This window comes from Mycobacterium canetti CIPT 140010059 (assembly GCF_000253375.1).
Taxonomy (GTDB): Bacteria; Actinomycetota; Actinomycetes; order Mycobacteriales; family Mycobacteriaceae; genus Mycobacterium; species Mycobacterium tuberculosis.
Genome location: NC_015848.1, coordinates 4,164,426 through 4,177,322, shown reverse-complemented (window position 1 = coordinate 4,177,322; position 12,897 = coordinate 4,164,426). Strand labels below are relative to the sequence as shown.

Sequence of the window (12,897 nt, the reverse complement as noted above, 5' to 3'; positions counted from 1 at the left end):
CAGCCGGCATGGCAGAGGTTGAGCTGGGCAAAGTCGTCACAGTGCAATCGCTGACCAGGATCGCCCGGTCGGGCGAGGTCTTCCCTTGGGAAGCGCAGTCGCGGTGGGTAGCCAACACCGGATCGCGAACGACGGCGTGAGCGTTCCCAAAACATCGTCCCACCGGTTCGCCGGCACTCTGGGTGGCGTGGTAGCTAACGGTCACCGGCGAGTGTGTCGGCTGCGCTGGCCAGGCCGCACTTCACCGGCTGGGGAGCCGGACCGCACAAGAAGGCTTTAGGGTCGCTGTCATGGTGCGTCGGATGCGGGCGGCCCTGGCAGCCCTTGCCACCGGATTGCTGGTGCTTGCGCCCGTGGCCGGTTGTGGCGGCGGTGTCCTGAGCCCTGACGTGGTGCTGGTCAACGGCGGGGAACCGCCCAACCCGCTGATCCCGACCGGCACCAACGACAGCAACGGTGGGCGCATCATCGATCGGTTGTTCGCCGGCCTGATGTCCTATGACGCCGCCGGCAAGCCGTCGCTGGAGGTCGCGCAGTCAATCGAGAGCGCCGATAACGTCAACTACCGGATCACTGTCAAACCCGGCTGGAAGTTCACCGACGGCTCGCCGGTGACGGCCCACTCGTTCGTCGACGCGTGGAACTTCGGAGCCCTGAGCACCAATGCCCAACTGCAGCAGCACTTTTTCAGCCCGATCGAAGGGTTCGATGACGTGGCCGGCGCGCCAGGGGATAAGAGCCGGACCACCATGTCCGGGTTGCGCGTGGTCAACGACCTGGAGTTCACCGTGCGGCTTAAGGCGCCGACCATCGACTTCACGTTGCGCCTTGGCCACAGCTCGTTTTATCCGCTGCCGGACTCCGCATTTCGGGACATGGCCGCGTTCGGCCGCAACCCGATCGGCAACGGCCCGTACAAACTCGCCGACGGCCCAGCCGGGCCGGCCTGGGAACACAACGTCAGAATCGACCTGGTGCCCAACCCCGACTACCACGGCAACCGCAAGCCCCGTAACAAAGGTTTGCGATTCGAGTTCTACGCCAATCTGGACACCGCCTATGCCGACTTGCTGTCCGGCAATCTCGATGTCCTGGACACGATTCCGCCGAGCGCGTTGACGGTCTACCAGCGCGACCTGGGCGACCACGCTACCAGCGGGCCCGCAGCGATCAATCAGACCCTCGACACTCCGTTGCGGCTGCCGCATTTCGGTGGCGAGGAGGGGCGGCTGCGCCGGTTGGCGCTGTCGGCCGCCATCAACCGGCCGCAAATCTGCCAGCAGATCTTCGCCGGAACCCGCAGTCCGGCCCGCGATTTCACCGCCCGGTCGTTGCCGGGCTTCGATCCCAACCTGCCGGGCAACGAGGTGCTGGACTACGACCCGCAGCGGGCTCGGCGGCTCTGGGCGCAGGCCGATGCGATCTCACCGTGGAGCGGCCGGTACGCGATCGCCTATAACGCTGACGCCGGCCATCGGGATTGGGTGGACGCGGTGGCCAACAGCATCAAGAACGTGTTGGGCATCGATGCGGTAGCCGCGCCGCAGCCCACCTTCGCCGGATTTCGCACCCAGATCACCAACCGCACCATCGACAGTGCATTTCGCGCTGGATGGCAGGGCGACTACCCGTCGATGATCGAGTTTCTCGCTCCGCTGTTCACCGCCGGCGCCGGATCCAACGACGTCGGCTACATCAACCCGGAATTCGACGCGGCGCTGGCCGCCGCCGAAGCCGCCCCCACGTTAACCGAATCCCACGAGCTGGTCAACGACGCGCAGCGAATCCTGTTTCACGACATGCCAGTTGTGCCGCTCTGGGATTACATCAGTGTGGTCGGATGGTCGTCGCAAGTCAGCAACGTCACCGTCACCTGGAATGGTCTGCCCGACTACGAGAACATCGTCAAGGCCTGACATGGGCTGGTATGTTGCGTGCCGAGTCGCCGTGATGGTGCCGGTTTTCCTGGGCGCGACATTGCTGATCTACGGCATGGTCTTTCTGCTGCCCGGTGACCCAGTTGCCGCGCTGGCGGGCGACCGTCCGTTGACTTCCGCGGTGGCCGCGCAGCTGCGTTCGCATTACCACCTCGACGATCCGTTCCTCGTGCAATACCTGCGCTATCTGGGCGGAATTCTGCACGGTGACTTGGGTCGTGCGTATTCTGGGCTGCCGGTCAGTGCCGTTCTGGCGCATGCGTTTCCGGTCACCATCAGGCTGGCCTTGATCGCCCTGGCGGTGGAGGCCGTGCTCGGAATCGGATTCGGCGTGATCGCCGGCCTACGTCAGGGTGGAATCTTCGATTCCGCGGTGCTGGTTACCGGACTTGTCATTATTGCGATCCCCATCTTCGTGCTGGGCTTTCTGGTGCAGTTCTTATTCGGGGTCCAGCTCGAAATCGCGCCGGTCACGGTGGGCGAACGGGCGAGCGTCGGCCGCCTGCTGCTACCCGGGATCGTGCTGGGCGCCATGTCATTCGCCTACGTGGTGCGATTGACCCGCTCGGCGGTGGCGGCCAACGCACACGCTGACTATGTCCGCACCGCCACCGCCAAGGGGTTGTCGCGGCCCCGCGTGGTGACGGTGCACATTCTGCGCAATTCGCTGATTCCGGTGGTGACCTTCCTGGGCGCGGATCTGGGCGCGCTGATGGGCGGAGCGATTGTGACCGAAGGAATCTTCAACATCCACGGCGTCGGGGGCGTGCTGTATCAAGCGGTCACGCGTCAGGAGACGCCGACGGTGGTGTCGATCGTGACGGTGCTGGTGCTGATCTACCTGATCACCAATCTGTTGGTGGATCTGCTGTATGCGGCCCTGGACCCGCGGATCCGCTATGGCTGAGCACACGGGGTTCTGGCTCGATGCCTGGCGCGGGTTGCGCCGGCGTCCTAAATTCGTGATCGCCGCGGCGCTGATCCTGCTGATTCTTGTCGTGGCGGCGTTTCCGTCGTTGTTTACCGCAGCCGATCCCACCTATGCCGATCCCAGCCAAAGCATGCTTGCGCCATCGGCCGCGCACTGGTTCGGCACCGACCTGCAGGGCCACGACATCTATTCGCGCACGGTGTATGGTGCGCGGGCTTCGGTCACGGTCGGGTTGGGGGCAACGCTGGCCGTGTTCGTCGTGGGCGGGGCGTTAGGCGCATTGGCCGGTTTTTACGGGAGCTGGATCGATGCGGTGGTTTCGCGGGTCACCGATGTGTTTCTCGGCTTGCCGTTGCTGTTGGCCGCCATCGTGCTCATGCAAGTCATGCATCACCGCACGGTGTGGACGGTGATCGCCATCTTGGCATTGTTCGGCTGGCCGCAAGTGGCCAGGATCGCCCGCGGTGCGGTGCTCGAGGTGCGTGCCAGCGATTACGTCCTTGCAGCTAAGGCATTGGGGTTGAATAGGTTTCAGATTCTGCTTCGGCACGCGCTGCCCAACGCCGTGGGCCCGGTGATCGCGGTGGCTACCGTCGCTCTGGGGATCTTCATCGTCACCGAGGCCACGCTGTCCTACCTCGGGGTCGGATTGCCGACGTCGGTGGTGTCCTGGGGTGGCGACATCAATGTCGCGCAGACCCGGCTACGGTCGGGCTCGCCAATTTTGTTCTATCCTGCGGGCGCGCTGGCGATTACGGTGCTGGCGTTCATGATGATGGGCGACGCTTTGCGCGACGCGCTGGATCCGGCTTCGCGGGCATGGCGGGCATGAGCGTCCCAGCAGCGCCGCTGTTGTCGGTGGAGGGCCTGGAAGTTACGTTCGGCACCGATGCTCCCGCCGTGTGTGGGGTGGATCTGGCCGTCCGGAGCGGTCAAACCGTCGCCGTGGTGGGTGAGTCCGGGTCGGGCAAATCCACGACGGCCGCGGCGATTCTTGGGTTGCTTCCGGCTGGTGGACGGATCACCGCTGGACGCGTTGTGTTCGACGGGCGCGACATCACCGGGGCCGATGCCAAGCGGCTACGGTCGATAAGGGGACGGGAGATCGGCTATGTTCCCCAGGATCCGATGACCAACCTCAATCCGGTTTGGAAGGTCGGCTTTCAGGTCACAGAAGCGTTGCGGGCCAATACCGACGGTCGCGCAGCACGACGACGGGCGGTGGAGCTACTCGCTGAGGCGGGCCTGCCGGATCCGGCGAAGCAAGCCGGACGCTACCCGCATCAGCTGTCCGGCGGCATGTGCCAGCGGGCGTTGATTGCGATCGGCTTGGCGGGCAGGCCGCGGCTGCTGATCGCCGATGAGCCGACGTCCGCGTTGGATGTCACCGTGCAGCGGCAGGTGCTCGATCATCTTCAGGGACTCACCGACGAACTAGGCACCGCGCTGCTACTGATCACCCACGATCTGGCGTTGGCCGCGCAGCGGGCCGAGGATGTCGTCGTCGTCCGTCGTGGAGTGGTGGTGGAATCCGGTGCGGCGCAGTCAATCCTGCAAAGCCCTCAGCACGAGTACACCCGGCGCCTGGTGGCCGCGGCTCCATCGCTGACGGCGCGCAGCAGACGTCCGCCGGAATCCCGGTCGCGGGCAACCACGCAGGCCGGCGACATTCTCGTCGTCTCGGAGCTGACCAAGACTTACCGGGAGTCCCGCGGCGCGCCGTGGCGGCGGGTGGAGTCTCGCGCCGTGGACGGGGTGTCATTCCGGCTACCGCGGGCGAGCACGTTGGCGATCGTGGGCGAATCCGGGTCAGGCAAGTCGACGCTAGCGCGGATGGTGCTTGGGCTGCTCCAACCTACCTCGGGCACGGTCGTTTTCGACGGCACCTACGACGTCGGCGCGCTGGCCCGGGACCAGGTGCTGGCCTTTCGCCGCCGGGTCCAGCCGGTGTTCCAAAACCCATACAGCAGCCTGGATCCCATGTACTCGGTGTTTCGCGCCATCGAGGAACCGTTACGCGTCCATCACGTCGGTGACCGCTGGCAGCGGCAAAGGGCGGTGCGTGAGCTGGTCGATCAGGTGGCGCTGCCGTCGTCGATACTGGGCCGGCGGCCCCGTGAGCTGTCGGGTGGTCAGCGGCAGCGGGTAGCGATCGCGCGTGCGCTGGCGCTGCGCCCGGAGGTATTGGTGTGCGACGAAGCGGTGTCGGCGCTCGACGTATTGGTGCAGGCACAGATCCTGGATCTGCTGGCCGATCTGCAGGCCGACCTGGGTTTGACGTATTTGTTCATCAGCCATGATCTGGCGGTGATCCGGCAGATTGCCGACGACGTCCTGGTCATGCGGGCCGGCCGGGTGGTGGAGCACGCCTCTACCGAGGAGGTGTTCAGCCTGCCCCGCCACGAGTACACCCGCCAGTTGCTTCAGGCCATTCCCGGTGCCCCCTCAGCTCCCCGAAAGGTTGGCAACCTGTGACGGTCGACCCGCTGGCTCCGCTAATGGAGCTCCCGGGCGTTGCTGCGGCCAGCGACCGGGTGCGCGACGCGCTGAGCCGCGCGCACCGGCACCGGGCCAACCTGCGGGGCTGGCGGGTGGCCGCCGCCGAGGCCTCGTTGCGGGCGGCGCGGGCCTCCTCGGTGCTCGACGGTGGTCCTGCGCGGCTGCACGACGCGGGGGCGCCCACCTCGGGCAAGGCGGCGCTCAGCGATCCGGTGTTCGCGGGAGCGCTTCGGGTGGGGCAGGCGCTGGAAGGCGGCGCGGGTCCGGTGGTCGGGGTGTGGCGGCGGGCACCGTTGCAGGCGCTGGCCCGCCTACACATGCTGGCGGCCGCCGACCAGGTCGATGACGATCGGCTTGGGCGTCCGCGGTCCGATGCCGACGTTGGCCCGCGTTTGGAGTTGCTCGCGGATGTGGTAACCCGCCCCACCCTGGCATCGGCGCCGGTGGTTGCTGCGGTCGCACACGGGGAGCTCTTGACGCTGAGGCCGTTTGGCTGTGCCGACGGTGTGGTGGCCCGCGCGGTGTCGCGGCTGGTGACAATCGCCACCGGACTGGATCCGCACGGGCTGGGTGTTCCCGAAGTGATTTGGATGCGCCAACCCACCGAATACCGCGACGCTGCCCGCAGGTTCGCCGGGGGCACACCTGATGGGGTGGCGGGCTGGCTGTTGCTGTGTTGCGGCGCGATGCTCGACGGCGCGCGGGAGGCTTTGTCGATTGCCGAGTCGTTGTCACCTGGATGAGTAGTTCCTAAACTCCGCGCCGAGGGTGCGCCGGCTGCGCCGAACGTGCATTGGTGGCGGGGACACGCCCCGCCGGGTGGAGCCGCCGTGGTTGCACGTTCGGCGTGTCTGGTTGCTCAAACAGCCCGGCTACCCCGAGCGGGTCACGGCTGCGGCACTTCGCCGCTGTGATCTGGCACAGCCGCGAGACAGCCCGGGCAAACGGTCACTGAATTACGCGCCTAGATAGCCGAGCGGCTAACCGGCGGGCCTCGAATGGCCGTAATACTTGATCCAGAAAACAAAAAGCGGGCGGCGACCCGAAGAACTCGAATCGCCGCCCACCAACACGGTTCTCGGTTACCAAGCGTGCACTCCTGGGGTTGCGTGGGTGGCCTCGGCGATCTTGCGACGCTTCTAGCTGTAGCCCCACCCAAAGGGCCGTCGATGCCATCTGCTGTTCGCAATTACGCAGACCCGCAACACTTCTGCCGTTATCGTGGCTATGACTCCGCGTGGGTGCCGGGAACCATGCTGGGCGCCCGGGTCGGGAGACCGAACCTTCTCTTCTGGATCGAGCCTTGGCCTCACCGGGCTTCCGTGGTTCCTTTGTACTACTAGACCTTTAACACAGCAAGGCCCAATTCTGCGAAAGTTACGAAGCGGCTTTGGATTGCGTGGGCTAGACGTTTGCTGCCCGCCCGCTCGGGCGCGATCCGGCGGCCTGCTTCGTGGCCCCGCTCCTCCTCGGGCCACTGTGTGGCCCGCATCGTCGCTAGGGCTGAAACGATGGCCCCGCTCCTCCTCGGGCCACTGTGTGGCCCGCATCGTCGCTAGGGCTGAAACGCGAAGCGGCGTAGTAGCGCGTAGGTGACCGCGCCGGCGGCTAGGGCGCTGATACCCACCGCCGCAGTCGTGGCGATCGCCGCGGCTGACGGTGCCGGGATCCGGTCGCGCAGCGACACCGGCCGAGAGAACGACAACACGGGCCAACCGCGCACGCTGGCTTCCTTTCGTAAGCCGCGATCAGGGTTGACCACCGAGGCATGCCCAACCGCCTCAAGCATCGGCAGGTCGGTGATCGAGTCGGAGTACGCGTAGCAGTGTTCCAGCGGGTAGCCCTCACTGGCAGCCAGCTCACGGATGGCTTGCGCCTTACCTTCGCCGTAGCAGTAGAACGCGACCTCGCCGGTGTACTTGCCGTCCTCGACGATCATCCGGGTCGCCATCGCATGGGTCGCGCCCAGCGCGCGGGCGATCGGGCCGACAATCTCCTCGCCCGAAGCCGAGACCACCACGACGTCGCGGCCGCACAGCTTGTGGGCGGCGATGAGGTCCGCGGCCTCGGCGAACACCAGTGGGGTCACGATGTCGTGCAGGGTTTCGTTGACTATCGACCGCACCTGGGCTACGTCCCAACCGGCGCACATGTTGGTCAGGTGGGTGCGCATCCGGTCCATCTGGTCATGGTCAGCACCGGACAGCAGAAAGATGAACTGCGCGTAGCTGGACTTCAGCACGGCGCGGCGGTTGAGCAGTCCCTGAGCGAAGAAAGGTTTGCTGAACGCCAGTGTGCTGGACTTGGCAATGATGGTCTTGTCCAGGTCGAAAAAGGCCGCGGTGCGGGCTCGCGGAGCGGTGCCTCCCGGTGTTTGCGGTGGGGTTTGCCGCTGGGCGGGCGAGTCGGAGACGGTCACCGACCCAGCATAGGTCGGCAGTTGGACCGGCCGGCGACCTTGTTCCCGAACAGGTCAATTGACTACCGATGTTGTCGAGAAGTCAAGAGCATTTACACGGCTCAAGCTGTGCTTTCCATTGCGTCCGGTACTTGCGTGACTGCGCACTGTCATGTGTATAGTAAGCATTACTCGGCCATAGCCGAGGGTGTATCAGTCCGACCCCCCGGGGCTGATGCACGACGACCCTCGCCTCCTCCCCCCCTGGCGGGGGTCGTCCCTTTTGGCAGCCACGCAAACGTCGTCAGCCCGGTGCTTAGCCCAGCTTTGTGGGCGTTGCGGGAATCGTGTTGCCCGGGCCCCCTCAGGGGCGTTTGTGCACAGTTGCACGTCTGTCCCCAATTGCGCCTTTGGGACTGGTGTCCCACACCATGGACCCCGCACGGTGGGTGGGTGACAGTCTTCTCAGGTCCTGGTGGCCCGTCTGGTAGCCACCCGGTGGGCTCGGGCGTGTTGGCGATGCTGACCGATCCGGGGTTGCGCGACGAGCTGGACCGAGTCGCCGCAGCCGTCGGGGTTCGCGTTGTTCATCTCGGCGGCCGCCATCCGGTGAGCAGAAAGACGTGGTCGGCGGCGGCGGCTGTGGTGCTCGACCACGCGGCGGCGGACCGGTGTGGGCGGCTCGCGCTACCCCGGCGCACCCACGTCAGCGTGTTGACCGGAACCGAAGCCCCGACGGCGACCTGGGCGGCTGCCATCACCGTCGGGGCCCAGCACGTGCTGAGGATGCCCGAGCAGGAGGGTGAACTGGTCCGCGAGCTCGCCGAAGCTGCTGAATCGGCACGCGATGACGGGATCTGCGGGGCGGTGGTCGCGGTCATCGGGGGTCGCGGTGGCGCTGGGGCATCGTTGTTTGCGGTTGCCCTGGCGCAGGCCGCCGCTGATGCGCTGTTGGTCGATCTCGATCCGTGGGCCGGCGGCATCGATCTTCTGGTGGGCGGCGAAACCGCCCCCGGTCTGCGTTGGCCCGACCTGGCGCTACAGGGTGGACGGCTGAATTGGTCGGCGGTGCGTGCGGCATTGCCGCGACCGCGGGGGATCAGCGTGCTCTCGGGAACTCGGCGCGGCTACGAGTTAGACGCCGGGCCGGTGGACGCCGTGATCGACGCCGGCCGACGTGGGGGAGTCACCGTGGTCTGCGATCTTCCACGTCGTCTGACCGATGCCACCCAAGCAGCGCTGGATGCCGCCGATCTCGTCGTCCTGGTCAGCCCATGCGATGTGCGGGCATGTGCGGCCGCCGCGACGATGGCGCCTGTGCTGACCGCGATCAACCCCAACCTGGGTTTGGTGGTGCGGGGGCCCTCCCCGGGGGGATTGCGGGCGGCAGAGGTCGCGGACGTCGCCGGGGTGCCGCTACTGGCATCCATGAGGGCCCAGCCGCGGCTAGCCGAACAGCTGGAACACGGGGGTCTTCGACTGCGACGGCGATCGGTGCTGGCATCGGCTGCCCGACGGGTACTTGGTGTGCTGCCACGTGCTGGGTCAGGGCGACACGGTAGGGCGGCATGACCGGCTCCCTGATCGAACGCGTCCGCGAACGGCTGGCATCCGAATCCGGCCCGCTGCGGCCCAGTGTGGTGGCCGCCGCGATCCGGGCCGAGTCCGGGGGGATGCTCGGCGACACCGAAGTGCTGGCGAATCTTCGTGTGCTGCAGACAGAACTGACCGGCGCTGGCATCCTCGAACCGCTGCTATCCGCAGACGGCACCACCGACGTTCTGGTCACCGCGCCCGACTCGGTGTGGGTGGACGACGGAAACGGATTGCGACGCAGCCAGATTCGGTTTGCTGACGAGTCAGCGGTGCGAAGGTTGGCACAACGGCTGGCTTTGGCGGCCGGCCGTCGGCTCGACGACGCGCAACCCTGGGTGGACGGTCAACTAACCGGGATCGGCGTCGGAGGGTTCGCGGTGCGGCTGCATGCGGTGTTGCCGCCCGTGGCGCCCCAGGGCACTTGCTTGTCGTTGCGGGTGTTGCGTCCCGCGACTCAGGATCTGGCCGCGTTGGCTGCGGCGGGCGCGATCGACCCCGCGGCCGCCGCGCTGGTCGCCGACATCGTCACCGCCCGGCTGGCATTCCTCGTGTGCGGCGGAACCGGTGCCGGGAAGACAACGTTGCTGGCAGCGATGTTGGGCGCCGTGTCGCCCGATGAGCGGATCGTGTGCGTCGAGGATGCCGCCGAGCTGGCCCCTCGGCATCCACATCTGGTCAAGCTGGTTGCGCGGCGTGCGAACGTCGAAGGAATCGGTGAGGTAACCGTGCGTCAACTCGTCCGACAGGCGCTGCGGATGCGGCCCGACCGCATCGTGGTCGGTGAGGTTAGGGGAGCCGAGGTGGTGGATCTGTTGGCGGCGCTCAATACCGGTCACGAGGGCGGCGCGGGCACCGTACACGCCAACAACCCGGGTGAGGTCCCTGCACGCATGGAAGCGTTGGGGGCGCTCGGCGGCCTTGACCGCGCTGCTCTGCACAGCCAGCTCGCCGCGGCAGTCCAAGTCCTGCTGCACGTCGCGCGTGATCGGGCAGGCCGTCGCCGGCTCGCCGAGATCGCCGTGCTGCGCCAAGCTGAAGGGCGGGTTCAGGCGGTGACGGTGTGGCACGCGGACCGTGGGATGAGTGACGACGCGGCCGACCTGCACGATTTGCTGAGAAGCCGGGCATCGGCATGAGCGGTATAGCGTCCGCTGCCCTGATTTTGTCGCTTGCGCTCGTGGTGTTGCCCGGGTCGCCGCGGTGCCGCCTTACTCCAGACGACACCGGCCGGCGGGTGCTTCTGGTCGGCGCCCGGCGGGTTGCCTGGGGTGTTGGCTGTGTCGCGGTTGGTGCGGCAGCCTTGCTACCGTTGTCGACCGTTGTGGCCGTCGCGGTGCTGGGCGCAACACTCGGCCTGCGCTACTGCCGGCGTCGCCGCTACCTGCGCCGCAGCCGCGAGGGGCGGGCGCTGGAGGCCGCGCTTGAGCTGGTGGTGGGTGAACTGCGCGCGGGCGCCCATCCAGTCCGCGCATTCAGCATCGCGGCCGACGAGACCGGCGGCCCGGTTGCCGTTGCCTTGCGCGCGGTCGCGGCGCGGGCACGATTGGGTGCCGACGTCACGGCTGGCCTGCTCGCCGCGGCCCGATCCTCGGCGCTGCCCGCGTACTGGGAGCGGCTCGCGGTCTGCTGGCAACTGGGCAGTGATCACGGCTTGGCGATAGCCAGTTTGATGCGTGCCGCCCAACGTGATGTCGCTGAGCGGCAACGGTTCTCCGCGCGGGTGTCAGCGGGAATGGCCGGTGCCCGGGCCAGTGCGGCCATATTGGCAATCCTGCCGCTGCTCGGGGTGCTGCTTGGTCAACTGATCGGCGCCCGGCCGCTGAGCTTTCTGCTGACGGGACGCGTGGGCGGATGGCTGCTGGTGGTCGGGCTGACACTGGCCTGCGCCGGGCTGCTGTGGTCGGACCGGATCACCGATCGGCCAGTGTTGTGAGTGCGGCGGCGGTGTTGCTGGCCATGGCGTTGTGGCTCGGTGCCGGCCCGTCGGTGGTACGGGCGAGAGCCGGGATGCCGCCCCGCGCGCATCGGCCACACCAGGGGCTGCTGCTAGGGCGGACGGATGTCGCGGACCCGCTAGCCGTCGCAGCCAGCCTTGACGTGCTGGCCGTGTGTCTGGCGGCGGGGATGGCGGTGTCGACGGCCGCGGCCGCCACCGCTGCGGTCGCGCCGCCGCGGCTGGCGCGCGTGTTGCGCCGGGCCGCCGACCTGCTGGCATTGGGTGCCGACCCCAACATCGCCTGGTCGAGGCCGCCGGATTTGCCGCCGGGCACCCACGATGCGCAGACCGATGCGGTACTGCGGTTGGCACGGCGTTCGGCGGCTTCGGGCGCGGCGCTCGCCGATGGCATTGTTGAACTGGCCGTCCAGGTTCGGCACGACGCCGCACAGGCGGCCGCGGCGGCCGCCGAGCGGGCCGGTGTGCTGATCGCCGGCCCGCTGGGACTGTGCTTCTTACCGGCGTTTCTGTGTGTGGGCATTGTCCCGCTAGTAGTCGGGCTGGCAGGTGATGTCTTGCAGTTTGGCCTGGTATGAGAAAGGAATATGTTGGTGATCACCATGTTTCGTGTACTCGTGGCGCGGATGACGGCGCTGGCGGTCGACGAGTCGGGCATGTCCACCGTGGAATACGCCATCGGTACCATCGCGGCGGCTGCCTTCGGTGCGATCCTCTACACGGTCGTCACCGGGGATTCCATTGTGTCGGCGCTCAACCGCATCATCGGTCGCGCGCTCAGCACCAAGGTTTAGCGTCGTGTGCGGGTGCGAGCACCGTGGAGGCGGCGTTGGCGATCGCCACCCTGGTGCTGGTGCTGGTGCTGTGTCTGGCGGGCGTCACCGCGGTATCAATGCAGGTGCGCTGTATCGACGCGGCCCGCGAGGCCGCTCGACTGGCCGCGCGCGGTGACGCACGCTCGGCGATCGACGTCGCCCGCAGCATCGCCCCGCGTGCGGCGCTGGTCCAGGTGCACCGGGACGGCGAGTTTGTGGTCGCCACTGTCACAGCACACTCAAACCTGTTGCCTACGTTGGACATTGCTGCTAGGGCAATTTCGGTGGCCGAGCCGGAGTGACCGCGGCTCGGCCACCGTGCTTGCCGTCGCGATGGTCGCGGTGCTGCTGTGCGTCACCGGTGCGGGTGCATATCTAGGGTCGGCGGTGGTGGCTCGTCACCGCGCACAGGCGGCGGCTGATCTGGCTTCGTTAGCCGCTGCCGCCCGGCTGCCGTCCGGACTGGCGGCGGCCTGCGCGCGTGCGACGCTGGTGGCCCGTGCGATGCGCGTCGAGCACGCGCAGTGCAGGGTGGTGGACCTCGACGTGGTCGTCACCGTCGAGGTGGCTGTCGCGTTCGCGGGTGTGGCGACCGCCACCGCGCGGGCGGGGCCGGCCAAGGTGCCCACGACACCGGGTTGATTACGATCTAGTTCTATCGGCAAGCGAAGCTATCGGCAAGCGAAGCTAGTGGTGGGCTAGCGGGGAGAACCAACTACGGCCAGCGACCTGCGGGTGGTAGTCCCGGAAGCAAGGCGCGGCCCCGC

General features: G+C 67.3%; 12 protein-coding genes and 1 pseudogene. 12 read left to right on the top strand and 1 reads right to left on the bottom strand.

What is annotated here, in order from left to right; genetic code table 11:
* Positions 1-290: 290 nt before the first annotated feature.
* From MCAN_RS19370 to MCAN_RS19350, 5 genes are read left to right on the top strand one after another with little or no spacing between them, the layout of a single operon-like run.
* The gene (locus MCAN_RS19370; protein ID WP_014001874.1) at positions 291-1,916 is read left to right on the top strand and encodes a peptide ABC transporter substrate-binding protein; all 1,626 of its coding nucleotides are present in this window, start codon (positions 291-293) and stop codon (positions 1,914-1,916) included.
* 1 nt (position 1,917) lies between these two features.
* Positions 1,918-2,844 (top strand): ABC transporter permease, encoded by a 927-nt coding sequence (locus tag MCAN_RS19365; RefSeq protein WP_014001873.1) that lies wholly within the window; start codon positions 1,918-1,920, stop codon positions 2,842-2,844.
* Positions 2,837-3,700, top strand: coding sequence for an ABC transporter permease (locus tag MCAN_RS19360; protein WP_003899628.1), 864 nt, complete (start codon positions 2,837-2,839; stop codon positions 3,698-3,700). Before MCAN_RS19365 ends, MCAN_RS19360 begins: the two co-directional genes overlap by 8 nt.
* Positions 3,697-5,343, top strand: coding sequence for a dipeptide ABC transporter ATP-binding protein (locus MCAN_RS19355; protein WP_014001872.1), 1,647 nt, complete (start codon positions 3,697-3,699; stop codon positions 5,341-5,343). The genes MCAN_RS19360 and MCAN_RS19355 overlap by 4 nt, the downstream gene beginning before the upstream one ends.
* A complete protein-coding gene (locus MCAN_RS19350) occupies positions 5,340-6,110 on the top strand; it encodes a hypothetical protein (RefSeq protein WP_014001871.1) in 771 nt (256 codons plus the stop codon). Before MCAN_RS19355 ends, MCAN_RS19350 begins: the two co-directional genes overlap by 4 nt.
* 812 nt (positions 6,111-6,922) lie before the next feature.
* On the opposite strand, the gene MCAN_RS19345 is transcribed toward MCAN_RS19350, so the two are convergent.
* Positions 6,923-7,786 carry an HAD-IB family hydrolase gene (locus MCAN_RS19345; RefSeq protein WP_003419689.1) on the bottom strand — a complete coding sequence of 288 codons (864 nt, stop codon included), beginning with the start codon at positions 7,784-7,786 and terminating at the stop codon, positions 6,923-6,925.
* A gap of 498 nt (positions 7,787-8,284) precedes the next feature.
* On the opposite strand from MCAN_RS19345, the gene ssd reads away from it, so the two are divergent.
* The 7 genes and pseudogenes from ssd to MCAN_RS19310 all read left to right on the top strand — a co-directional run bounded on the left by ssd (position 8,285) and on the right by MCAN_RS19310 (position 12,772).
* Positions 8,285-9,337 carry a septum site-determining protein Ssd gene (ssd, locus tag MCAN_RS19340; protein ID WP_014001870.1) on the top strand — a complete coding sequence of 351 codons (1,053 nt, stop codon included), beginning with the start codon at positions 8,285-8,287 and terminating at the stop codon, positions 9,335-9,337.
* Complete coding sequence (locus MCAN_RS19335; RefSeq protein WP_041180177.1) at positions 9,334-10,497, top strand: TadA family conjugal transfer-associated ATPase; 1,164 nt, start codon at positions 9,334-9,336, stop codon at positions 10,495-10,497. The genes ssd and MCAN_RS19335 overlap by 4 nt, the downstream gene beginning before the upstream one ends.
* Positions 10,494-11,294, top strand: a complete 801-nt coding sequence (locus tag MCAN_RS19330; protein ID WP_014001868.1) for a type II secretion system F family protein — start codon at positions 10,494-10,496, stop codon at positions 11,292-11,294. Before MCAN_RS19335 ends, MCAN_RS19330 begins: the two co-directional genes overlap by 4 nt.
* A complete protein-coding gene (locus tag MCAN_RS19325) occupies positions 11,291-11,893 on the top strand; it encodes a type II secretion system F family protein (RefSeq protein WP_178125315.1) in 603 nt (200 codons plus the stop codon). Before MCAN_RS19330 ends, MCAN_RS19325 begins: the two co-directional genes overlap by 4 nt.
* Positions 11,894-11,902: 9 nt before the next feature.
* Positions 11,903-12,109 (top strand): DUF4244 domain-containing protein, encoded by a 207-nt coding sequence (locus tag MCAN_RS19320; RefSeq protein WP_003419673.1) that lies wholly within the window; start codon positions 11,903-11,905, stop codon positions 12,107-12,109.
* Positions 12,110-12,132: 23 nt separating this feature from the next.
* Positions 12,133-12,509: pseudogene (locus MCAN_RS19315) on the top strand (apoptosis inhibitor).
* Positions 12,464-12,772, top strand: a complete 309-nt coding sequence (locus tag MCAN_RS19310; RefSeq protein ID WP_012054375.1) for an Rv3654c family TadE-like protein — start codon at positions 12,464-12,466, stop codon at positions 12,770-12,772. Before MCAN_RS19315 ends, MCAN_RS19310 begins: the two are co-directional and overlap by 46 nt.
* Positions 12,773-12,897: the final 125 nt, after the last annotated feature.

Excerpts from the sequence above, each read along its gene's own strand:
- MCAN_RS19370 (WP_014001874.1), top strand. The coding sequence starts at position 291 with ATGGTGCGTCGGATGCGGGCGGCCCTGGCAGCCCTTGCCACCGGATTG.
- MCAN_RS19365 (WP_014001873.1), top strand. The coding sequence starts at position 1,918 with ATGGGCTGGTATGTTGCGTGCCGAGTCGCCGTGATGGTGCCGGTTTTC.
- MCAN_RS19360 (WP_003899628.1), top strand. The coding sequence starts at position 2,837 with ATGGCTGAGCACACGGGGTTCTGGCTCGATGCCTGGCGCGGGTTGCGC.
- MCAN_RS19355 (WP_014001872.1), top strand. The coding sequence starts at position 3,697 with ATGAGCGTCCCAGCAGCGCCGCTGTTGTCGGTGGAGGGCCTGGAAGTT.
- ssd (WP_014001870.1), top strand. The coding sequence starts at position 8,285 with ATGCTGACCGATCCGGGGTTGCGCGACGAGCTGGACCGAGTCGCCGCA.
- MCAN_RS19335 (WP_041180177.1), top strand. The coding sequence starts at position 9,334 with ATGACCGGCTCCCTGATCGAACGCGTCCGCGAACGGCTGGCATCCGAA.
- MCAN_RS19330 (WP_014001868.1), top strand. The coding sequence starts at position 10,494 with ATGAGCGGTATAGCGTCCGCTGCCCTGATTTTGTCGCTTGCGCTCGTG.
- MCAN_RS19320 (WP_003419673.1), top strand. The coding sequence starts at position 11,903 with ATGTTGGTGATCACCATGTTTCGTGTACTCGTGGCGCGGATGACGGCG.
- MCAN_RS19310 (WP_012054375.1), top strand. The coding sequence starts at position 12,464 with ATGGTCGCGGTGCTGCTGTGCGTCACCGGTGCGGGTGCATATCTAGGG.